Origin of the sequence: Salinispora vitiensis (genome assembly GCF_000378825.1) — a bacterium.
In the GTDB taxonomy this organism is placed as follows: Bacteria; Actinomycetota; Actinomycetes; order Mycobacteriales; family Micromonosporaceae; genus Micromonospora; species Micromonospora vitiensis.
The window spans coordinates 2,006,671-2,027,419 of sequence record NZ_KB900388.1; the positions used below are offsets into that span (position 1 = coordinate 2,006,671).

Genomic DNA, 20,749 nt, shown 5'->3' on the forward strand with positions numbered 1-20,749 from the left:
CTGGTCATCCCCCCGGGCCCGTCGGCCAGACCGGTCATCCCGGACCCCGGTCGTCGGCGTGCCGCTGGACCCGTCCGCCGAGTTCGTCGTAGCGCGTGCTGTCAGCCAGCGGGCTACCCGCCCGGTAGGCGGCGCGGGCCAGGGCGTACCCGCCGACCGGCGCCGAGACGAGCTGCAGTCCGATGGCGACCAGACCCACCAGCACCGTCCGGGGGTCGGGCAGCAACACCAACACCGCCAGCAGGACGCAGATCAGGCCCAGGCTGCCGGACTTCGCGACGGCGTTCATCCGGTTGTAAACATCGGGCAGTCGGATCAGCCCGATGGAGCTGATCACGATCAGGCCGGCGCCGATGACCAGCAGCGCGGAGGCGACCAGCATTCGAATCATGGCCGCCGCCGATGCACCAGACGGGCCAACGCGACCGTGGCCAAGAAGCTGACCAGGGTTCCGGTGAGGACCAGGTCCAGCAGTCCGGGCGCGTCCAACCGCACCGCCAATACCGCCACCGCCGCCAGGAACACGAAGAAGCCGTGGTCGAGCGCGGCCGCACGGTCGGCGTCCGTGGGGCCGACGATCAACCGGCCGAGCACCACGGTCATCGACAGGGCGAGCACCACCAGCACCACGTCGAGCAGGAGCATCCGTCACCCACCTCCCTCACCACCGGTCCGGCCGCCGCCGACCGGTCGGACGGCAGCCAACAGCCGCCCTTCCAACTCCGCCACGGCGCGGCGAAACACCGTCGCGTCGTCGGCGTACATGCCGTGCACCCACATCACCCGCGGGTCCCGCCGCACCGCCAGCGCGAGGGTGCCCGGGGTCAGGGTGACGAAGAGCGTGAGCAGGGCCACCTCGGAGTCGGTCCGGGCGCGCAGCGGAACCCGGACCACCGCGGGCCGCAACCCCAGGCCCGGAGTGACGATCTCGCGGGCCACCACCAGGTTCGCCTGTACCAGCCGGCCCGTGAACCAGGCCAGGAACCCCACGATCCGCGCCACCCGGACCACGGCCCGCCGCACCACGTCACCCACTGCCCGGCCCACCCCACCGCTCACCGGCCGCTCACCGCCCGCACATACCCGGCCGGCTCCAGCAGCCCCGCCGCGGCGTCGTCGGCCACCTGCAGCAGCGGCCCGCCCAACGGCCCGAGCAGCAGCGCGCACCCGCCGAGCGCCAACGGCGGTCCCAGCAGCGCCAGACCGGTGCGGGCGGTTCGCTCCCGGGCCGCTCGCGGCACCTCACCCCAGAACGCGACGCCCCAGATCTTCAGCATCGACAGCAGCGTCACCAGGCTGACCAACACCGCCACCGTCAGCACGAGCCAGTCCCCAACCTCATTGGCGGCGCGCAGCACCAGAAACTTGGCGAGAAACCCGCCGAACGGGGGCAGACCGGCCAGGGAGAGGGCGGCGACGCCGAAGGCCAACGCGAGCAGCGGGCTGGACGAGGCCAACCCACCCAGCCGACTCAATCGGTCGGTACCGCGGGTGGCCGCCACCACCGCCGCGCACAGGAACAATGCCGCCTTCACCAGCACGTACTGGGCCAGGTAGAAGATGGCGGCGGCGAGACTCGCGGCGGTGAACAGGGCCAGCCCGAGCAGCACGTACCCGATCTGACTCACCATGTGAAAGGCCAGCACCTTCCGCATCGAACCGACGCCGATCGCGCCGAGCACCCCGATCACCATGGACGCCAGCGCCACCGCCACCAGCAACGGGTGGTAGGCCGGGTCGCCGCCGTACAACACCGCGTAGATCCGGATGATCGCGTACAGCCCCACCTTGGTGAGCAGACCGGAGAAGAGCGCGACGACCACCGGTGACGCGACCGGGTAGGCGCGGGGCAGCCAGTCGTGCAGCGGCACGAGCGCGCCCTTGAGCGCGAATGCCAGCAGCACGACACCGCCGGCGGCCGCGGCGGCGGGGACCTCCCGGGCCCTACCGGCGAGGTCCGCGAGCCCGACCGTACCGGTGACCCCGTAGAGCAGTCCGACGCCGGCCAGCAGGATCGTGGAGCCGAGCAGGCTGGTAGCGATGTACACCCGGCCCGCACCGGCCCGGCCCGGGCCACCGGAGAGCGCCAGCAGCACGTAGGACGGAACGAGCATGACCTCGACCAGCACGAACAGGTTGAACAGATCGGTGGTGAGGTAGGCGCCATACGCCCCTGCCGACAGCACCATCGACAGTGGCAGGAAGGCCCGCTTGCGGTCATCCCCGGTCCCCGCGGCGGCCACCAGGCAGGCCAGCACCACCATCGCCGAGACCGTGACCAGCAACGCGCTCAGGGGATCGGCCGCCAGGGTGATCGCGACAACCGGCGGCCAGTCGCCGACCCTGAGCACCGGAACCTCGCCGTCGGAGGTCGCCACCAGCAGGACGACACCCACCGCGATGACGGCCGCCGTGGCGAGCAGCGCCACCACCCGGCGCAGCAGCAGCCGGTCGGGAAGAGCGAGCAGCACGGCGGCGGCGAGGAGCGGACCCGCCACCGGAACAATCAACAGGATGCTCACCGCGGCCCCCCGTCCCACGTCTCCGGTGGGCGACTCCCCCGCCGGGCGGCACGGCGCAGCAGCCGCAGCAGGTAGACGGTGATGCCGAAGGTGATCACAATCGCGGTCAGGATGAAGGCCTGGGGCAGCGGGTCGGCACTCTCCGCGCCCCCGCCGTCAACCGGCGGCTCCCGCCGGTGCAGGCCGCCGGCGGCCAGCAGGAGCACGTTCACCGCGTGCCCGAGCAGCACGAAGCCGAGCACCAGCCGCAGCTGCCCGGGGCGGAGCAGGAGGAAGACGCCGGCCGCCACCAGCACCCCGACGATCAGCGGCCCGCTCATCGGACCCGCTCCCGAACCGGCCCGGGCGCAGGACCGGCGGGCGCGCTGTCCAGTCGGCGGACCGCCGCCACGACCAGGGCCAGCACCATCAGGTACACACCCAGGTCGAACAGGAGAGCCGACGACACCGAACCGACGCCGGGCAGGGGGAACTTGACCGGGGCCAGGAAGGCAATGCCCCCGGCCAGCGGCACCAAGCCCGCGACGAGCGCCAGTAGCAGACCGACGGTGAGCAGCGGCGCTCCCCGGAGCCGGCCCAGCAGCGGCGCTCCCGCCGGGTGCGCCAGGTGACCGAGTCCGACCGCGGTACCGGCGAGCAGAGCGGCGATGAACCCGCCCCCGAGCTCCTGGTGGCCGCGGAGGAACAACACCGCGGACGCGACGAGCATGACCGGAGCCAGCACGCGGTACGCCAGCTCGAGCACCGGATCGACGGCATGCCGTACCGCGTCGGGAGGATTCCGTACGGCCTCGGCCGGCCGGGCGAGGCCGATCAGCCCCACCGCGACCACCGCGAGTACGACCGCCTCACCGAGGGTGTCCAGGGCCCGAATGTCGACGAGGATGGTGTTGACCAGGTTCTGCCCCCCGGTCGCCGAGGACGCCTCCCGCAGGTACCAGTCGCCGACGGGCGACAGGTCGCGGCGGCCGGTCAACGCCGCGGTCGCCACCGCCGCCGCCACCCCGGCGAGCACCGCCAGCCCGATGCCGGCGACTATCCCCACCCGACGGCCCGGCGCGACCAACCGGCCGGGCCGGCCCCGCAGGGCGAGCATGACCACCACCGTGGTGAGCACCTCGACCAGCATCAGGGTGAGCGCCACGTCCGGGGCGCCCACGGTGAGGAACCAGGCGGCCAGGATCAGGCCGACCGCACCGGTCAGCGCGACCGCCGCGAGCGCCGAACGGGTGGTGACCAGGCCGGCGAGGGTGACCAGGAGCAGCCCGAGCACCAGCCAGTCCCCCGGCCGGGTGGCGTCCGGGTGCCGGGTGGGTAGCGGGCCGAGGAGCAGCGCGGCGACCGCCGCCAGCGCCACCACGGCGAGCAGTGGCCGGGCCAGGTAGGGGGCGGGAGCCGTGACCTGGGCGGGCCGGGCCACGACCGCCCCGAAGCGCACCAACGCACGCCGCCACCGCTCGAGGTAGCCGGTGAACGGTGGGGTGGTTGGTATCGCCGCGAGCACCGGATCGGCCCGGCGCCGGTACCAGAACAGCAGCGTCCCGAGCAGGACGGTGAGCGCGGAGAGCCCGAGCGCCGGGGTAAAGCCATGCCAGAAGGCCAGGTAGGGCGCCGGTCCCTGGGGCCGGGCATCGCTGGCGGCCCGCTCCACCATCGGGCTGAGGAGCGCGACGGCCGGGCCGAGAGCGGTGGCGAGGACCGCCGCGACAGCCGCCGGTGCCAGGAACGACCAGGCCGGTTCGTGCAGCTCACGCTGCCGGGTCGGGCCGGAGAGGACACCATGGACCAGCCGCGCGGCGTACGCGAAGGTGAGCGTCGCGGCGAGCACCGCCAGGCCGGCGGCGATCCACCCGAGCCAGGGCACCTCGTCCACCGTAATGAGCGCCTCGAAGATCGCCTCTTTGCCGACGAAGCCGATCGTCGGCGGCAGACCGGCCAGCGACATGGCCGCCAACACGGTAAGCGTCACGGTGATCGGCATCGCCCGCCGCAACCCGGACAGGGCCCGGATGTCCCGGCTGCCCGCCTGCCGGTCGATGATTCCCACCAGCATGAACAGCGTCGCCTTGAACAGGGCGTGCGCGATCGTGTACAGGATCGCCGCCGCGTCCGAGGCGGGCGTGCCGACGCCGATCACGCTGACCAGCAGGCCGAGCTGGCTCACCGTGGAGTACGCGAGCAGGGCCTTGAGATCGTGTTGGCGGAGCGCCAACACCGCGCCGACGATCGCGGTGAGCAGCCCGAGGCCGATCAACGTCAGGTCCCACGGCCACTGTCCGCCAAACAGCGCCGAGAAGCGCATCAACAGGTAGATGCCCGCCTTCACCAGCGTGGCGGCGTGCAGATAGGCGCTGACCGGGGTGAGGGCGACCATGGCACCGGGCAGCCAGAAGTGGAACGGCACCTGCGCCGACTTCGTGATCGCCGCGAAGATCACCAGCGCGCCCGCGGCCCAGGCGGGTCCGGTCGCCAGCCGGCCCGGATCAGCCAGGATCAGATGGAGGTCGCTGGTGCCGAGGCTCGCAGTCAGCACGACCACCGCCACCAGCAGCGCCACCCCACCGGTGGTGGTGACGACGAGGGCCTGGATCGCCGGCCCTCGGGCCTGCGGGCGACCGTCCTGCCCGATGAGAACGAACGACAGGATGCTGGCCAGCTCCCAGAAGGCGAACAGCAGCAGCAGATCGTCGGCGAGCACCAGACCCAGCATCGCCGCGGCGAACAGGGTCATCGTCACGTACACCCGGGTATGCCGGCTGTCCGGGCCCAGGTAGCGCGGACAGTACGCCATGACGAACGCGCCCACTCCCAACACCAGCAGGGCGAAGATGAGACTGAGTGCGTCCATCCGCAGCTCCGCGTAGACCCCGAGCGACGGTAGCCACGGCCAGGAGAGGGTGACGGCCTGGTCGGCGAGCAGGAGCGGACGCTGGGAGAAGAGCAGGCCCGCCCCGGCCAGGTAGCCGACGGCGAGCAGGTAGCCGGCGTTGCGCCCCAACCACCAGGTCAGCACCGGCGCTACGGCAGCGAGGAGGAACTGCCCGCCGAGGACGACCGCGAGAATCATGTCGGCCCGCAGCAGCCGGACCGGTGTCGCCCACGAACCCCCGGCACCGCCACGGCTGCCATCGCCTTCTCCCTACTCCACCGACCGGGTCGGGGCTGCGGACTACTACCCGTCCGTTGCCCCGTCGACACCTCCCCCCGACGGACGAATAATCCGGACGAATGCGATGGAACACCGGTGGTGGTCGGCTGTGGTGTCAAACCTCGCTAGCCTGAGAGGCCAGTGAGATTTCTGCGGCAGACGAGGCATGCGCGCGACCGCGCAAGCCCAACGGCGGGGCCAGCCGCTCCGGACGAGCTGCCGTCGAGGCGACGAGGAGGACGTCCGTGACCCAACAGACCTGGGACGAGGTGGGCGGTCTGCTGCCACACGATGAGTTCTGCGCCGTCGGTGACGCGATCGTGGCGAACATCGAACAGGTCATTGAGGGTAAAACCGCCACCGTGCAACTCGCCCTCGCGGTTCTGCTCGCCGAGGGCCATCTGCTCATCGAGGACGTCCCCGGGGTTGGCAAGACCAAGCTGGCCAAGGCACTGGCGCGTTCGATCGACTGCTCGGTACGCCGTATCCAGTTCACCCCCGACCTGCTACCCAGCGACGTCACCGGGGTCAGCGTCTACAACCAGGAGACGCACGACTTCGAGTTCCGTCCCGGCGCTGTCTTCGCCAACCTGGTGGTCGGCGACGAGATCAACCGGGCCTCACCGAAGACCCAGTCCGCGCTGCTGGAGTGCATGGAGGAGCGGCAGGTCACCGTGGACGGCGTGACCTACCCGCTGCAGACACCGTTCATGGTGGTCGCTACCCAGAACCCGATCGAGATGGAGGGCACCTACCCGCTGCCGGAAGCCCAGCGCGACCGCTTCACCGCCCGGATCGCGATGGGGTACCCGGACGCCGGGGCCGAGTTGGCGATGCTCGACGGGCACGGCGCCACCGACCCGCTGGAGTCGCTGCGGCCGGTCTCCGACGCCAGCACCGTGCGCCGACTCATCACCCACGTCCGGCAGGTGCACGTCGCCGACGCCGTCAAGCGCTACGCGGTGGAGTTGGTCACCGCCACCCGCGAGGCTGCCGACCTCCGCCTCGGCGCGTCGCCCCGAGCGACCCTCCAGTTGCTGCGCACCGCCCGCGCGGTCGCCGCGCTCGAGGGGCGCGACTACGTCCTCCCCGACGATCTGCAGGTGCTGGCCGTACCGGTGCTGGCGCACCGAATCATTCCGACCGCCGACGCCCAGCTGGCCCGACGCACCACCGACACGATCGTCTCCGATCTGGTGCACCGGCTGCCGGTGCCGCAGGAACGCCGGCGTTCGTCGTACGACACCCGGCCCGCCACCGACGGCGGCCGCGTCCCGTACGAGCCGCGGAGGGCGTGAAGTGCGCGACGGGCTGCGCGGGCTGACCACGCGGGGCCGGTCGTTCCTCGCCGCGGCGGTCGCGGCGGGGATCTCGGCCGCCATCCTCGGTGAACGGGACCTGCTCCGGGTAGCGGCGCTGCTCGCATTCCTGCCGCTGCTGGCCGCACTCTACGTCGGCCGTAGCCGGTACAAGTTGGCCTGCAACCGGTCGCTGGAACCAGGGCGGGTACCGGTCAGCACCAGCTCCCGGGTGGTGCTGCGCCTCCAGAACCTGTCCCGCCTGCCCACCGGTACGCTCCTGCTGGAGGACCGACTTCCGTACGCGCTGGGCAGCCGGCCTCGGGTCGTGTTGGACCGGCTCGACGCACAGCAGGCCAGCTCGGTGGCGTACACGGTGCGGGCCGACGTCCGTGGCCGATACAAGATCGGCCCACTGGTGGTCCGGATGACCGACCCGTTCGGGCTGTGCGAGGTGACCCGTGCCTTCCCCAGCACTGACCAGCTGACGGTGGTCCCGCAGGCCACGCCCCTGCCCACAGTCCGACTTCCCAGCGAGTACGCGGGTAGCGGCGACAGCCGGGCCCGGTCGGTCGCGGTGCACGGCGAGGACGATGCGGCGACCCGGGAGTACCGGTTGGGCGACGACCTACGGCGGGTGCACTGGAAGTCCACCGCGCGCACCGGTGAGCTGATGGTCCGCCGCGAGGAGCAACCCTGGGAAAGCCGCGCCACCGTGCTGCTGGACACCCGGGCGTACGGGCACTGTGGTGACGGGCCGACGGCCAGCTTCGAGTGGGCGGTCTCCGCCGCCGCGAGCATCGCCGTGCACCTGCGGCAGAGCGGCTACCGGCTACGACTGCTCACCGGCTCCGGTACGGACATCGACGCGACGGAGGCGAGCGGGCACGGGCTCCTCCTGGACAACCTCGCCGACGCCCGCCTCGACCAGCGAACCGAGATCGCCACCCTGGTCCGGGAGGTTCGACAACACGTCGGCGGTGGTCTGATCATCGGCCTGTTCGGGACGCTCAGCACCGTTGAGGCCGAGCTACTGGCCGCGCTACGCGGCAACGGCGCCACCTGCGTGGCGTTTCTGCAGAACAGCTCCACCTGGCTGACCCTGCCGGCCAGTGCCCGGGCCGAGGCCGACGACGCGCACGCCACCGCCGCGCTTGCGCTGGTCCGAAGCGGCTGGCGGGTGATCGGCGTGGACCATGGCTCCCGGTTACCGGCTCTGTGGCCGCAGGCCGGCCGGGGCGCACAGGGCTTCGCTGTCCGGGCCACGTCGGCCGAGACCGTGGCGGGCAGACGATGAACCGGAGGCCGCGCACATGAAATCCCACCGGAACCTGGGCTTGGTCGCCGCGGCCGCGACGCTGCTCGCCGCGGCGCCGTTGTCGGCCATCTTCGACCGCTGGACCTGGCTGGTCCAGTCGACCATCGCCGTCGCCGCGGTGGCCGTGGTGGCCGCCCTGGCCCGGCTGGGTCGGGCCCCGCTGTGGGGGCAGGTGCTGGCCATGCTCGGTGGCCTGTTGCTAACCCTGACCTGGCTGTTTCCCGCCGGCACCGAGTTGCTGGGCGTGGTGCCGACCCCGGCCACCATCGGGCACTTCGGGGCGCTGGCGGAGGCGTCGCTGGTAGACATGCGCAGCTATCAGGTAAAGGTGCCTGACACCGACCCGCTGCTGTTCGTCACCGTACTCGGCATCGGCGGTGTCGCCGTGCTGGTTGACCTGTTGGCGGTCGGGCTGCGCCGGCCCGCACTCGCCGGTCTTCCGATGCTGGCCATCTACTCGGTCCCGGTGGCCGTCTATGTGAACAGCGTCCCTCCGGTGCCGTTCGCCGTCGGCGCGGCCGGTTACCTCTGGCTGTTGGCCGCCGACAACGTCGACCGGGTTCGCCGGTTCGGCCGGCGATTCAGCGGCGACGGCCGGGGGGTCGACGTGTGGGAGGCATCCCCGCTTGCGGCCGCCGGTCGCCGGCTGGCGGCGGTGGGGGTCGCGGTCGCGGTCCTGCTGCCGTTGGCGGTGCCGGGGATGACCAGTGGCCTACTCAGCACGCTCGGCTCCGGCGCCGGGGACGGCACGGGAGGATCGGGCCGGGGCACAACCGGCCAGGTCGACCTTTTCTCGGCCCTCCAAGGCCAGCTCAGCCAGGGCGAAACCACCGACATGGTGAAGGTGACCACCAATGAGCCGTCCCCGCCCTACCTACGGTTCGGCACGGCCGACCAGTTGCGAAGTGGTGGCTTCCAGGCCCGGTCTCCCAGTGGTGTCCCGATCAACCGGGATTTCCGCCCGACCGTGCCGGACCGGGCGGAAATCACTCGTGCCCGCTACCAAGCGACGGTCGAGGTGATGGAGGGTTTCGACATGCCGCTGCTGCCGGTGTACCCCGAGCCGGTCCAGTTCAAGCTGAGCGGCGGCTGGTCCTTCGACCCGAGCCAGCAGGTCCTCTTCTCCAATCGGGAGCGTTCGTCGGGCAAGCGCTACGAGTTCGAGTACGTGCGGTCGACCTACTCGCCGGCCGCCCTGCGGCAGGCCCGCCCACTCCCGGCCGAGCACAGCCTCCGCCGACAGACGGTCACGCCAGCGGTGCCCGAGGTGGAGGCGTTGGTGGACGAGCTGACCCAAGACCAAGGCACCGAGTACGACAAGGTGCGGGCCATCTATGACCACTTCGCCACGGAGAACGGGTTCAGCTACGCCCTCAGTACCGAGGGAGGCACCAGCGGTGAGGAGATCGTTGATTTCCTCACCAACAAGGTCGGGTTCTGTCAGCAGTACGCCGCCGCGATGGCGTGGTTGGTCCGGGCCGCCGACATTCCGGCACGGGTCGCCTTCGGGTTCACCACCGGCAGCAACTCCGACGGGGACACGTACGTGTTGACCAACCGCAACCTGCACGCCTGGACCGAGGTCTACTTCGACGGGTTTGGCTGGGTTCCGTTCGACGCTACTCCCGCATATGGCGTACCGGGGGCTGTCCGCTCCGACTGGGCCCCCGATCTGGAGGTGAAGGAGGAGGTCGCCCCGGGGCCGAGCGCGTCAGCGGGTCCGGCGGGCTCCGGTTCCGGGACGAGTCAGAACCAGCTGCAGGAAGGGCTGGAGGGGGAGTTGTCGGGGCTGCCGAACGGCACCAGCACCCCCACCCGGCCCGAATCCTCCTGGCTCTGGTGGGCTGTCGGGGCGGTGGCCCTGCTCATGCTGCTCACCGCACCGGCGTTACAGCGGTCCGCCCTACGCCGACGACGCGGTGGCAGACGGACGCCGTCGGCCACGCCGGCCGGGGTCGCCGCGGGCGGGACACCCTCGGGCGAGCACCACATGGTGGTGCTGGCTGACGCGGACCGGGCACGGGCCGACGCGCACGCGGCCTGGGACGAGTTGCTGGACACGTTGGTCGACTTCCGGCAACGGATCAACGGGGCGGAGACGCCGCGCGCCACCGCCAGCCGGCTCGCCCGCGACACCTTCCGTGCGGACAGCGACGCCAGATCGGCGGTACGGCTGCTGGGCCGGGCAGAGGAGCTCGCCCGCTACGCCCGCGATCCGCACCCCGGGGAGCCGCTGCTGCCAGCTCTGCGTCGGGTTCGGGCCGCGCTCGTGGCAGGATCCGACCGCCGCACGCGCCTGCTGGCGGCGACCCTGCCCGCGTCGGTGTTGCTGCGTTGGCGGGTGGCCGCCGCTGCCGCCCTCACCCGCCTGACGTCTTCCTACGGTCGGTTCCGGGCCGTGACCCTACGCTGGAGCCCGCGCCGGCTGCTGGCCGACCGCCGCCCCCGTTGACACACCCGCCCCAACCGGGAGCACCGGTTGGGGCGGGACGGTCAAGGGCTCAACGGCGCCCCTCCGGGCGCTGCCGCCACCGGTCCTCCATCCGGTCCAGGATTGACGGTCGACGCCCCGACCGCCCACGGGACCGGCGGCGCTTTGTCGTCGTCCCACCCACGACATGCAGGTCGGGGGACTGCGACCGCCGGTGCGACTGCGCCCCGAAGCCCAACGCGGCCAGCATGACGACGAAACCCGCCACCGCCAGCGGCGGGGTCTTGATCACCGCGCCGTAAACCAGCAGGGACAGGCCGACGACGACCACGCCGGCAGCGATGAACAGACGACGCCGCGCGTGGAAACGCGGGTCGCTGGCGCGCACGGCCGAGGCGAACTTGGGGTCCTCGGCAAGCGACCGCTCGATCTGATCGAACAGCCGCTGCTCGTGCTCCGAGAGCGGCACGGCACTCCTCCCCGGTCACGTTGGTCGGCCCGGGCGGCCGACAGACCGTGGCAGCCAACCAGCTGCTTACCCACAAGTCTACGAGGGCCCTCGCGCGTCGGAAAGCGGGACGACCTATGGCCGGCGCTGATTTTCCCTCAGCCGCTGGTCACGGGGGCTCAACAGACTGGCTGGGCCGACGACGGAACGTCCGAAACGGGCAGCGGCGGCGTCAACGGCGCGTTCGGCCTCCCGCCACCCCCGCGCCGGCTCACCAAGGGCGAGTTGCCGGGGTGCGTCCCGGACGGGCACGATCTGCTCGGCCCGGACGCCGACCAGCCGGATCGGTTCCTCGGGGTCGAGAAGGGTGTAAAGCGCCCAGACAGTGTCGAACATCTCCCGGCCGACATCGGTCGGGACGTCGAGGCTGCGGGAGCGGCTGACCGTACGAAAATCGGCCAGCCGCACCTTCAACGTCACCGTCCGCCCCACCTGGCCACCGCGGCGCAGCCGGGCACCGACCTTCTCGGCGAGGCCGAGCAGCGCCCGACGGATCTCCCGCCGATCGGTCACGTCAACGTCGAACGTCACCTCCGCACCGACCGACTTCTCCCCCCGCTCCGGGGTGACCCGCCGCGGGTCCCGCCCCCACGCCAGCTCGTGCAGGTGCCGGGCCGCGGCGGTACCGAGCGCCCGACGGAGCATCCCGTCCGGCGCCTGCGCCAGCTCACCGACGGTGACCAGGCCGAGCCGACGCAGCGTCTCGGCCGACCGCTCCCCGACCCCCCAGAGTGCCTCCACCGGCAGCGGGTGCAAAAACTCAAGCACCCGCGCGGTCGGAACCACCAGCAGCCCGTCCGGCTTGGCCCGCGTCGAGCCAAGCTTCGCGACGAACTTGCTCGACGCCACCCCGACCGAGCAGGTGATTCCCACCTCGGTCGCCACCCGCTCGCGAATCAGCCGGGCGATCGCCGACGGCGGGCCGAACAGCCGCTGGGCGCCGGCCACGTCGAGGAACGCCTCGTCCAGGGAGAGGGGCTCGACCAGCGGGGTGATCTCCCGGAAGATCTGCATGACCCGACGCGAGGCGGTCGTGTAGGCGGTGAAGTCGGGCGGCAGGAAGACCGCATGCGGGCAGAGTGCCCGGGCCCGCGCGGTCGGCATCGCGCTGCGGACGCCGTACCGTCGGGCCGGGTAGCTCGCCGAGCTGACCACCCCCCGCGGCCCAAGCCCGCCGACCACGACCGGCTGGCTGCGCAGCTCCGGCCGGCGGCAGACCTCGACAGCGGCGAAGAACGCGTCCATGTCGACGTGCAGGACACGGCATCCGGAGTCGTCAGCGTCCGGCCCGAAACGTGAGTCGCCGCCGCGCGGCAACGACTGGCTGCGGCCCATACCCGCAAAGGCTAGTGCGGTTATCCCCGCCCCGACCAGCGGCGCGGCAGCGGAACCGCAGCTCAGCCCCGGACCACCAGCAGTGGGATCGTCATCTCCGCCGCGGTGTCCGAACCGTGGTAGGCCACCAGCCGACTCGCCATCGGCGGCTCGGACCGGGTGGCCAGCACGGCGTAGTCGCCGTTGCAGAGCACCACCACGTCCCCGATTCGACCCAGGTGCTCCTCGGGCACCGGGCCGAACCAGCCGGCCGCCACCAGCTCCGCCCGGGTGGTGACCCGGGCGGCGGCACCGAGCACGGCCGACCAGGCGGCCACCACGTCGTCCCGGGCGCCGGGCCGTACGTGCAGGTAGCGAACTCGGGGCTCGCCGGCCACCACCATCACGCCGGCGCGCAGGCGCGGGTCGGCGTCCAGGTCGAACCGGTGCTCGAGGGGAATGTTGAGCTGACCGTGGTCGGCGGTAACCAGCAACGCCGCGTCCGGCGGCAGCCCCTCCACAAGACGAGCCAGCAGCCGGTCAACATCGGCCGCGGCGGCGCGCCACGGCGCCGAATCAACCCCGCTGAGATGGCCGTGCCGATCGAGGTCGGGGTGGTAGCCAGAGACCAGGGTGGGCCCGGAGCCAGCCGCCAGCGCGGCCAGCATCTCCCGACCCAGTTCGTCGACGTCCGCCGCACCCCGGTAGTCGCCACCCCGGTTGGCCGCCAGCGTGAGGCCGCTCCCGCCGAACTCGGGCCGGCTCACCACCGTCACCCGGACCCCGGCGGCCCGGGCCCGTTCCAGCTGGGTGGGGACGGGTTGCCAGCGCAGCGGCTCCGGGTCGCCGGCCCAGTCGATGTGGTTGAGCACTCGGTCGGTGCCGGGGACCCGCAGGGTGAACCCGAGCACGCCGTGCGCACCGGGAGCAGTGCCCGTACCGAGGGTCACCAGGCTGGTCGGGGTCGTCGACGGAAAGCCGGAGGTGAGCGGCCGGCCGGTGGTTGCGGTCAGTTCAGCCAGAACCGGTGCGTACGGCGTGGCGGTGGGGATCTGCTGCCAGCCGAGCCCATCCACCAACAGCACGGCGATCCGGCGCACCCCGTCAAGCATGGTGGTCAGGCCGAGCACGTCGGTCGCGCCGGGCACTCCCAGTGCCGCGAGCGCGGCGGGCAGGATGTCCGCGAGGCTCGCCACGCCGTACCGGGGTGCGAGGATCCCGTAGGGATCGCTCGCCCCGGAGTCAGCCCCGGCAGCCGAACCGGAACCGGCCCACGCCGGCGGGATGCCCGGCAGGCGGATGTGCTCCGGCGGGCCGGTCATGCCTGCCGGCGGGCGAACAGGTGCAGCTGGGCGGCGAGGTCCCGCCAGGGCGGTTGGGCGGCGAGCGCCAGCTCCAGCTCCAGCAGAGCGGCGGGCTGGCCGTCGGCGACCGCGGCGGGCAGCAGGTCGGTGAGGACGCGTACGCCGTGGATCTCCTCGACCGTCAGCCCGGCGGCGGTGAGCAACGCGGCCGCCTCATCGGCGGCGAAGCGCCGCCGCAGCGTGTCCCGGGGGCCGGCGGCTCCGGAGGAGTCGGCGGCGAGGAGCGCGGCGACATCGAGTTGGCCGGTCATGGCCCGGCCGAGCACGGCGGCGGCCCGCCCGGCGACCAGGGCGCTCGCGGCCCCGCCGGGGCGCAGCGCACCGGCCAGCGCCGCGACCACCGCCGCCGGGTCGTCAACCACTTCCAGAACGGCATGACAGAGCACCAGATCCACGCTGGCCGGCGCCACGAGCCCGGCGAGCGCGTCACCGTCGCCCTGCACCGCATGCACCCGGTCGGCAACCCCGGCCTCAGCAGCGCGGCGGGTCAGCGCGGCGAGCGCGTCGGGGTTGGCATCCACGACGGTCACCCGGTGCCCCGCCAGGGCCAGCGGGACCGCGAAGCCGCCGGTGCCCCCACCCACGTCGAGTACGGTCAGGTCAGTGCCGGCACGGCGGTCAAGCTCGGCGCGCAGCACCGACCAGATGACAGCGGTACGCGGGGTCAGCGGCGGGCCAGCGAGCCGCCCTCGGGTCTGCTCCACCTCGACCAGCCTAGTCACCACGTCCAGTCCCGTCCGGAACGGCCGGCCGGCCAGGACCCGGGACGGGTCAGGACTTGAGCCGAGTCAGGACTCGCCGCCGGTGACGGCCTCCTCCTCGTGCTGCGAACGCACCGAATTGGCCACCGGCCCCTCGGTGATCTCGTACTCCCGGGCCTCGGCGTGATGGGTGGGCACCCATCCGGCGCCGAGCCGGGTCCGGCTCGTGTTGGCCACCCCACCGTGGTAGGCGCGATTCCCCGTCATCGGTTCGTCCCCTCGTACCGCGCGGGCCACGTTGCCGGCGCGGACAGGGAGTCTCCCGCCGCCCAGAGCGAAAAACCGTAACCTGAATCACTTGACGATCACCGAAAATCGCGGGCGGTCGGGCGAACCTGGAGCTCAATCGGGTCCAGTCGATCAGCGGTGAGATTGATCACCCCCTCGTGCCGGCGGAGAAGACCCCGGACCACCAGCCCTCCGCTGTTCTTCGCCACCTGCCGATAGCGCTGCCACAGCCCGGGGGAACAGGTGACGTTGAGCATCCCCGTCTCGTCCTCCAGGTTGAGGAAGGTGACCCCGCCCGCGGTCGCCGGACGCTGCCGGTGGGTGACGATCCCACCAACCCGAATCCGCCGACCCGGCTCCACCAGCGCAAGCCGGGCGATCGGCACCGCCCCCAGAGCGTCGAGCTGGTCCCGGACGAACCGGGCCGGATGGCTCTCCGGCGACAGCCCGGTCGCCCAGACATCCGCGACGAGACGATCGACCGCCGCCATCCCGGGCAACATCGGCGCGACCGTGCCGGGCACGGTACCGGGCAGGCGGTCGGGATGCTCCTGCGCTGCCGCCCCGGCGCTCCAGAGCGCCTGCCGTCTGGTCACGCCGAAACACGCGAAGGCGTCCGCGGTGGCGAGCGCCTCCAGCTGCGTGGCGGTCAGACCCGCCCGCCGGACTAGGTCCGACATATCTTGATACGGCCCGCGCGCTGCCCGCTCGGTCTCGATCCGCTCGGCCACCTCCACACCGAGCGTACGCACGCTGCCCAGCCCGAGCCGGACCGCCGGACCACCCAGCCCCCACTCCTGCAGTGGCTCCCCCGGCTGGCTTCCCCACCGGGTGTTCGGGGTGGACTCCAGGACCGCCCCGGCACCGCTGGCATTAACATCCGGCCGACGGACCTCCACCCCGTGCCGACGGGCGTCATCCACCAGGGTCTGCGGCGAGTAGAACCCCATCGGTTGGGCGTTGAGCAGCGCGACCAGGAACGGTGCCGGGTGATACCGCTTGAGCCAGGAGCTGGCGTAGACCAGGTAGGCGAAACTCATCGCGTGGCTCTCCGGGAAGCCGTAGCTGGCGAACGCGGTGAGCTTGCGGAAGACATCGTCGGCCAGCTCACCGGTGATGCCCCGCTCGGCCATCCCGGCGTAGAGCCGATCGGCGATCCGGGCCATCCGCTCCGCCGACCGCTTGGCCCCCATCGCCCGGCGCAGCTGGTCTGCCTCGGCCGCGTCGAAGCCGGCCAGGTCGATGGCGAGCTGCATGAGCTGCTCCTGGAACAGCGGCACGCCCAAGGTCTTCTCCAGCGCGTTACGCATCAGCGGATGCGGGAAGGTGACCGGTTCCTGTCCGTTCTTACGCCGGATGTACGGGTGCACCGAGCCGCCCTGGATCGGACCCGGCCGGATCAGCGCCACCTCCACCACCAGGTCGTAGAAGCAGCGGGGCTTGAGCCGGGGCAGGGTGGCCATCTGGGCGCGGCTCTCCACCTGGAACACCCCGACCGAGTCGGCCCGACAGAGCATGTCGTAGACCTCGGCGTCGTCCAGGGACATGTCGCCCAGCTCGAGCCGCGCCCCGATCAGGTCGTAACCGTGGTGCAACGCGGCGAGCATGCCGAGGCCGAGCAGGTCGAACTTGACCAAACCGACGGCGGCGCAGTCGTCCTTGTCCCACTGAAGCACGCTCCGGCCGGGCATCCGCCCCCACTCCACCGGACACACCTCGATCACCGGCCGGTCGCAGATCACCATGCCGCCGGAGTGAATGCCCAGATGCCGGGGAAAGGTCTGCACCGCGTCGGCGTACGCCACCACCGGCTCGGGGATGCCCTCGACATCGGCCGCGGCGACCGAACCCCACCGATCTATCTGTTTACTCCAGGCATCCTGCTGGCCGGGGGAGAACCCGAACGCCTTCGCCACGTCCCGCACCGCCGACCGGGGCCGGTACGAGATGACATTGGCCACCTGAGCGGTGTGCTCCCGCCCGTACCGGGCGTAGACGTGTTGGATCACCTCCTCTCGACGGGAGGACTCGATGTCCACGTCAATGTCCGGTGGCCCATCCCGCTCCGGAGCGAGAAAACGCTCGAAGAGCAGCCGGTGGCGGACCGCGTCAACGTTGGTGATCCGTAACGCGTAGCAGACCGCCGAGTTCGCCGCCGACCCGCGGCCCTGACAGTAGATGTCCTGCTCCCGGCAGAACGTGACGATGTCGTAGACCACCAGGAAGTAGCCGGGAAAGCCCAGCTCCTCGATCATGTTCAGCTCATGTTCAAGCTGCGCGTACGCCTCGGGGTGCGCCTCCGGCGGGCCGTAGCGCTCGCGTGCCCCCCGCGCCGTGAGATGACGCAGCCAGCTCATCTCGGTGTGCCCAGAACCCACCGGATACGCCGGTAGCGCCGGGGCGACGAGCTGTAGGTCGAAGGCGAGTTCCGCGCCGAAATCGGCGGCTCGGGCCACCGCCCCCGGATAGGCGGCGAACCGGGCCGCCATCTCGGCGCCGCTGCGCAGGTGGGCGGTGCCGGCAGCGGGTAGCCAGCCGTCGATCTCGTCCAGGCTACGGCGGGCGCGGACCGCGGCGAGGGTGGTGGCCAGCCGACGCCGCCCCGGAGTGGCGTAGTGCACGTTGTTGGTGGCCACCGTCGGTAGCCCGGCGGCCGCCGCCAGCTCGGCGAGGGCATCGTTGCGGTCGGTGTCGACCGGGTGGCCGTGGTCGGTCAACTCCACCGCGACCATCTCCGCGCCGAACAGCGCGGTCAGCCGGTCCAGTTCCCGGGCCGCCGCGTCAACTCCCTCGGTGAGCAGCGCAGCCGGTACGTGACCCTTGCGGCAGCCGGTGAGCACCAGCACGTGGTCCCGCAACTCGGCCGCGACCTCCGCCAACTCCCCGTAGACCGGACGGCCCTTCTCACCACCGCGTAGCTGGGCTCGGGAGATGGTGGCGGCCAACCGGGCGTACCCCTCGTGGCCGTGGGCGAGCAGCAACAGGTGCCGCCCGGGCGGGTCCGGCTCGCCGTCGGGCACGCCCGGCAGGTCGAGGGAGAGCTCCGCGCCGAAGACCGTCGGCAGGTGCAGGGCACGGGCCGCCTCGGCGAAACGCACCACGCCGTAAAAACCGTCGTGGTCGGTCACCGCGAGCGCGGTGAGCCCCAGTCGGGCAGCCTCCTCGGCCAACTCCTCCGGGTGGCTGGCACCGTCGAGGAAGCTGAAGTTGGTGTGCGTGTGCAGCTCGGCGTACGGCACCACATCGTCCGGGCGGGCTGTCGCGGGCGGCGGATGGTACGGACGCCTACCGGCCCGCGCGGGAGCATCGCCGCCGTCGGCCTCCACCGCCAGCGGGTCCACCACGTGCAGATGCCGCTCGCGGTCGCGGGTACGACGTTGCCCCCGAGTGGATTCGCCGCTGAGCACCCGCTCCAGCTCCGACCACGGCAAATCCGGGTTGTGGAAGCTCATCGGTGCCCGCCGACGCCACCGGGATCAGTCATAGCTCGCCTCCACCAGCCACCGGCCCCCCTCGACCGCGAGCAGCAGGGCGGCACCATCAGCGAGGCAGACCTGGAACCGGGCCCGCCGCCGGGCCGCCGCCGGTTCCCACCACCGCTCGTCAACCGGCCATGGACCAGCCCATCCGATGATCGCCACCGGCCGGCCGGCCCCGATGGTGAGCCACACCGGTGCCGCACTCACCGCCAGACGTGCGCTGATCACGACGGGCTCCTCGACGGCGTCCTGCACGGTAGCGGCCAGCGGCTCGGGGAGCACCACCGCTGGCGCCGGCGGTGGCAGCCGGCCCGGCCACGGCGGCTCCCCCGGCCGGCCCGGCAACCACCCCGACGTGGGGGACCCGGGGCGGGCCGACCGGCGTTCATCGCCCCACGGCACCAGGCGTACCTGGTCGGCCGGGGAGCGCCCACCGCCGAGTACCGCGGTGACCACCGCCTCAGGGCCCAGGAGACCCTGGATCCGGCTCAACGCCCGGTGCGCCCGGTCCCGCTCCTCCCCCGCCTCCCCCCACAGGCCGGGTTGGAGGGCCCCCAGCGCGACCACCCCGTCGGGCACCAGCCGTAGCCGGACGATGCCGGCGGTGGGCCGCACCGGTTCGGCACCCGACCGGCCACCGGAGAGCCACCCGTCGAGCTGCCACCGCGTCCGGTCGGCGATGGCGGCGGCGGTGAGCAGACCGTCGTGCCGCCAGGTTCGGTGCAGTTCCTGACCGTGCGCGGTCACCGCCTCGATACCGAGGCGGGTGCAGGCCAGCCCGTACGCGGCGAGACGGTCGTGCAGCCGCTCGGCCAGTGCGCGGGCGACGAAGGCCGCCGCGTCAATCCGGTCGAGCGGTTCGTCCTGGTCCACGGTGACCGTCAGGTCCACCGGGGGCTGCCGAACCGCGAGCGGGCGGTGGTCCCGGCCCATGGCCAGCCGGTGGGCCAGCGCACCATCGGCGCCGAATCGGGCCAGCACGTCGCCGGGGGGCAGCGCGGCGAAGTCGCCGAGGGCGCAGATACCGAGCCGACGCAGCAGGTCGGCCAGGGCCGGTCGACCGAGCGCCTCGACCGGCTGGTCGGCGAGGAACCGGGGCGTCCCGTCCGGGGGAACCACCCGGCCGCTGCGGGCGGCCAGCCCGGCGGCGAACTCCCCGTCGGCGATGCCGACCTGGCTCTCCACCGCACAGGCCTGGGCGACGTGCTCAATGATTCGCTCCGCCGCCGCCTCCTCACCGCCGAGGTGGCGGGCCGGGCCCCGGGCCGGTACCGCGCACATCCCGGGACGGACCACCGCCACCCCGGCCACCAACTCCTCGATTGCGGCCACCACCGGCTCGAACGCTCGGGCGTCCCGGGCGGGATCGTGGGCGACGACGGTGAGTCGGGGGCAGCGACTCTGCGCCTCCCGCCGCCGTAGTCCCCGACGCACTCCCTCGGCCCGGGCCGGCTCGGAGCAGACGACCACCCGGTTGGCGTGCAGTACCGCGACCGGGTCGGTGCTGGGCACCCCCTCCACCAGCTCAGCGGCGACCACCGGCCAGTCCGGGCACCAGAGCACCATCGTGCGGAGCCCGGTCATGCCGAACCAGCCAGGGTGAGCGGCCCGGGCGCGTCGGTGGCCGGTGGCACCGCCCGGAGTCGCCCGGCACCGGATCGCCCAGTGGGCGGAGCCGCCCGGGTACCACGGGTCGAGTCCGGAACCATCTGGGTCGAACCAGTACCGGGCAGCCAGATCGTCACCTCCCGGGGACGGGTGGCGGCGCCCCGGCCCCGCGCCGCCACGGTGACCTCCCGCCGCCGCAGCCGGCCCCGGCCGACACCGACTCCCTGCCAGACTCCCCGGGTCACCCGAAGGGTCAGGTCGGCGCCGTCCCACCGTCCGTACGGGACGAGGACGCTGCCCCGCTGCCGGGCCCGAGCCGCCAGCCGGCTGGCGACCGATGCGGACACTGCGGCCGGGACGGCGGCGACCACCACGTCCACCCCATCGATCAGCGTGGCGACGACGGTGGCCCACTCGGGTCCTGGATGCGGCACGAGGGCGAGCCGGTCCAGGGCGATCCCGAGCTCGGCGGCGGCGACCGCCCCGAGGGTCGGCACCCCGACCACGGCGCACCACGAGCCGGCCCGGGACGCCTCGGCGAGCAGCGCCAGGACCAGGGAGGTGGCGCCGCTGTGCCGGGGCTGGCCAGCGGCGATCGAAATCGTGCTGCCGCGGCGTAGCCCCCGGTTGGGCAGCAGGCCGGTCAGCTCGGGGGCTACCGGCAGCACCCGCTGCCCCCCGATCGGGTCCGGTGCACTCGCCGGACGCACCAGACCCGCCAACGCGGCGGAACCGACCACCATGCGGCCCGCCATCGACCTACCCCCTGT

The 20,749-nt window shown here is 72.5% G+C and carries 17 protein-coding genes; 3 read left to right on the top strand and 14 right to left on the bottom strand.

Annotation, left to right across the window (positions count from 1 at the left end; genetic code table 11):
* Nucleotides 1-34: 34 nt before the first annotated feature.
* The 6 genes from mnhG to mbhE are packed head-to-tail and all read right to left on the bottom strand — an operon-like array spanning nucleotide 35 to nucleotide 5,589.
* The gene (mnhG, locus tag SALPAC2_RS0109255) at nucleotides 35-391 is read right to left on the bottom strand and encodes a monovalent cation/H(+) antiporter subunit G (RefSeq protein WP_018216378.1); all 357 of its coding nucleotides are present in this window, start codon (nucleotides 389-391) and stop codon (nucleotides 35-37) included.
* The gene (locus SALPAC2_RS0109260) at nucleotides 388-645 is read right to left on the bottom strand and encodes a monovalent cation/H+ antiporter complex subunit F (protein WP_018216379.1); all 258 of its coding nucleotides are present in this window, start codon (nucleotides 643-645) and stop codon (nucleotides 388-390) included. The genes mnhG and SALPAC2_RS0109260 overlap by 4 nt, the downstream gene beginning before the upstream one ends.
* A gap of 3 nt (nucleotides 646-648) precedes the next feature.
* Nucleotides 649-1,035: a Na+/H+ antiporter subunit E gene (locus SALPAC2_RS0109265; RefSeq protein ID WP_033661869.1), complete on the bottom strand. Its 387-nt coding sequence runs from the start codon at nucleotides 1,033-1,035 to the stop codon at nucleotides 649-651.
* Nucleotides 1,036-1,055: 20 nt separating this feature from the next.
* Nucleotides 1,056-2,540 carry a monovalent cation/H+ antiporter subunit D family protein gene (locus SALPAC2_RS0109270; protein ID WP_018216381.1) on the bottom strand — a complete coding sequence of 495 codons (1,485 nt, stop codon included), beginning with the start codon at nucleotides 2,538-2,540 and terminating at the stop codon, nucleotides 1,056-1,058.
* On the bottom strand, nucleotides 2,519-2,842 hold the full coding sequence (locus tag SALPAC2_RS0109275; RefSeq protein ID WP_018216382.1) for a sodium:proton antiporter: 324 nt from the start codon (nucleotides 2,840-2,842) through the stop codon (nucleotides 2,519-2,521). Before SALPAC2_RS0109275 ends, SALPAC2_RS0109270 begins: the two co-directional genes overlap by 22 nt.
* On the bottom strand, nucleotides 2,839-5,589 hold the full coding sequence (mbhE, locus tag SALPAC2_RS0109280; protein ID WP_018216383.1) for a hydrogen gas-evolving membrane-bound hydrogenase subunit E: 2,751 nt from the start codon (nucleotides 5,587-5,589) through the stop codon (nucleotides 2,839-2,841). The genes SALPAC2_RS0109275 and mbhE overlap by 4 nt, the downstream gene beginning before the upstream one ends.
* 326 nt (nucleotides 5,590-5,915) lie before the next feature.
* On the opposite strand from mbhE, the gene SALPAC2_RS0109285 reads away from it, so the two are divergent.
* The 3 genes from SALPAC2_RS0109285 to SALPAC2_RS0109295 are packed head-to-tail and all read left to right on the top strand — an operon-like array spanning nucleotide 5,916 to nucleotide 10,738.
* On the top strand, nucleotides 5,916-6,968 hold the full coding sequence (locus SALPAC2_RS0109285; protein WP_018216384.1) for an AAA family ATPase: 1,053 nt from the start codon (nucleotides 5,916-5,918) through the stop codon (nucleotides 6,966-6,968).
* 1 nt (nucleotide 6,969) lies between these two features.
* Nucleotides 6,970-8,265, top strand: coding sequence for a DUF58 domain-containing protein (locus SALPAC2_RS0109290; RefSeq protein ID WP_018216385.1), 1,296 nt, complete (start codon nucleotides 6,970-6,972; stop codon nucleotides 8,263-8,265).
* A 16-nt stretch (nucleotides 8,266-8,281) separates the two neighbouring features.
* The gene (locus SALPAC2_RS0109295) at nucleotides 8,282-10,738 is read left to right on the top strand and encodes a transglutaminase family protein (protein ID WP_018216386.1); all 2,457 of its coding nucleotides are present in this window, start codon (nucleotides 8,282-8,284) and stop codon (nucleotides 10,736-10,738) included.
* A gap of 49 nt (nucleotides 10,739-10,787) precedes the next feature.
* On the opposite strand, the gene SALPAC2_RS0109300 is transcribed toward SALPAC2_RS0109295, so the two are convergent.
* The 8 genes from SALPAC2_RS0109300 to SALPAC2_RS0109335 all read right to left on the bottom strand — a co-directional run bounded on the left by SALPAC2_RS0109300 (nucleotide 10,788) and on the right by SALPAC2_RS0109335 (nucleotide 20,734).
* Complete coding sequence (locus SALPAC2_RS0109300; protein WP_018216387.1) at nucleotides 10,788-11,186, bottom strand: DUF3040 domain-containing protein; 399 nt, start codon at nucleotides 11,184-11,186, stop codon at nucleotides 10,788-10,790.
* A 114-nt stretch (nucleotides 11,187-11,300) separates the two neighbouring features.
* Nucleotides 11,301-12,560: a DNA polymerase IV gene (locus SALPAC2_RS0109305; RefSeq protein WP_018216388.1), complete on the bottom strand. Its 1,260-nt coding sequence runs from the start codon at nucleotides 12,558-12,560 to the stop codon at nucleotides 11,301-11,303.
* A gap of 62 nt (nucleotides 12,561-12,622) precedes the next feature.
* A complete protein-coding gene (locus tag SALPAC2_RS0109310; protein ID WP_018216389.1) occupies nucleotides 12,623-13,861 on the bottom strand; it encodes an alkaline phosphatase family protein in 1,239 nt (412 codons plus the stop codon).
* Nucleotides 13,858-14,628, bottom strand: a complete 771-nt coding sequence (locus tag SALPAC2_RS0109315; protein ID WP_018216390.1) for a methyltransferase domain-containing protein — start codon at nucleotides 14,626-14,628, stop codon at nucleotides 13,858-13,860. The genes SALPAC2_RS0109310 and SALPAC2_RS0109315 overlap by 4 nt, the downstream gene beginning before the upstream one ends.
* 63 nt (nucleotides 14,629-14,691) lie before the next feature.
* On the bottom strand, nucleotides 14,692-14,871 hold the full coding sequence (locus SALPAC2_RS0109320; protein ID WP_026184569.1) for a hypothetical protein: 180 nt from the start codon (nucleotides 14,869-14,871) through the stop codon (nucleotides 14,692-14,694).
* 98 nt (nucleotides 14,872-14,969) lie between these two features.
* Nucleotides 14,970-18,344, bottom strand: coding sequence for an error-prone DNA polymerase (locus SALPAC2_RS0109325; protein WP_018216392.1), 3,375 nt, complete (start codon nucleotides 18,342-18,344; stop codon nucleotides 14,970-14,972).
* Between the two features lie 24 nt (nucleotides 18,345-18,368).
* Complete coding sequence (locus tag SALPAC2_RS0109330; protein ID WP_018216393.1) at nucleotides 18,369-19,955, bottom strand: DNA polymerase Y family protein; 1,587 nt, start codon at nucleotides 19,953-19,955, stop codon at nucleotides 18,369-18,371.
* A complete protein-coding gene (locus SALPAC2_RS0109335) occupies nucleotides 19,952-20,734 on the bottom strand; it encodes a hypothetical protein (RefSeq protein ID WP_026184570.1) in 783 nt (260 codons plus the stop codon). Before SALPAC2_RS0109335 ends, SALPAC2_RS0109330 begins: the two co-directional genes overlap by 4 nt.
* Nucleotides 20,735-20,749 lie beyond the last annotated feature (15 nt).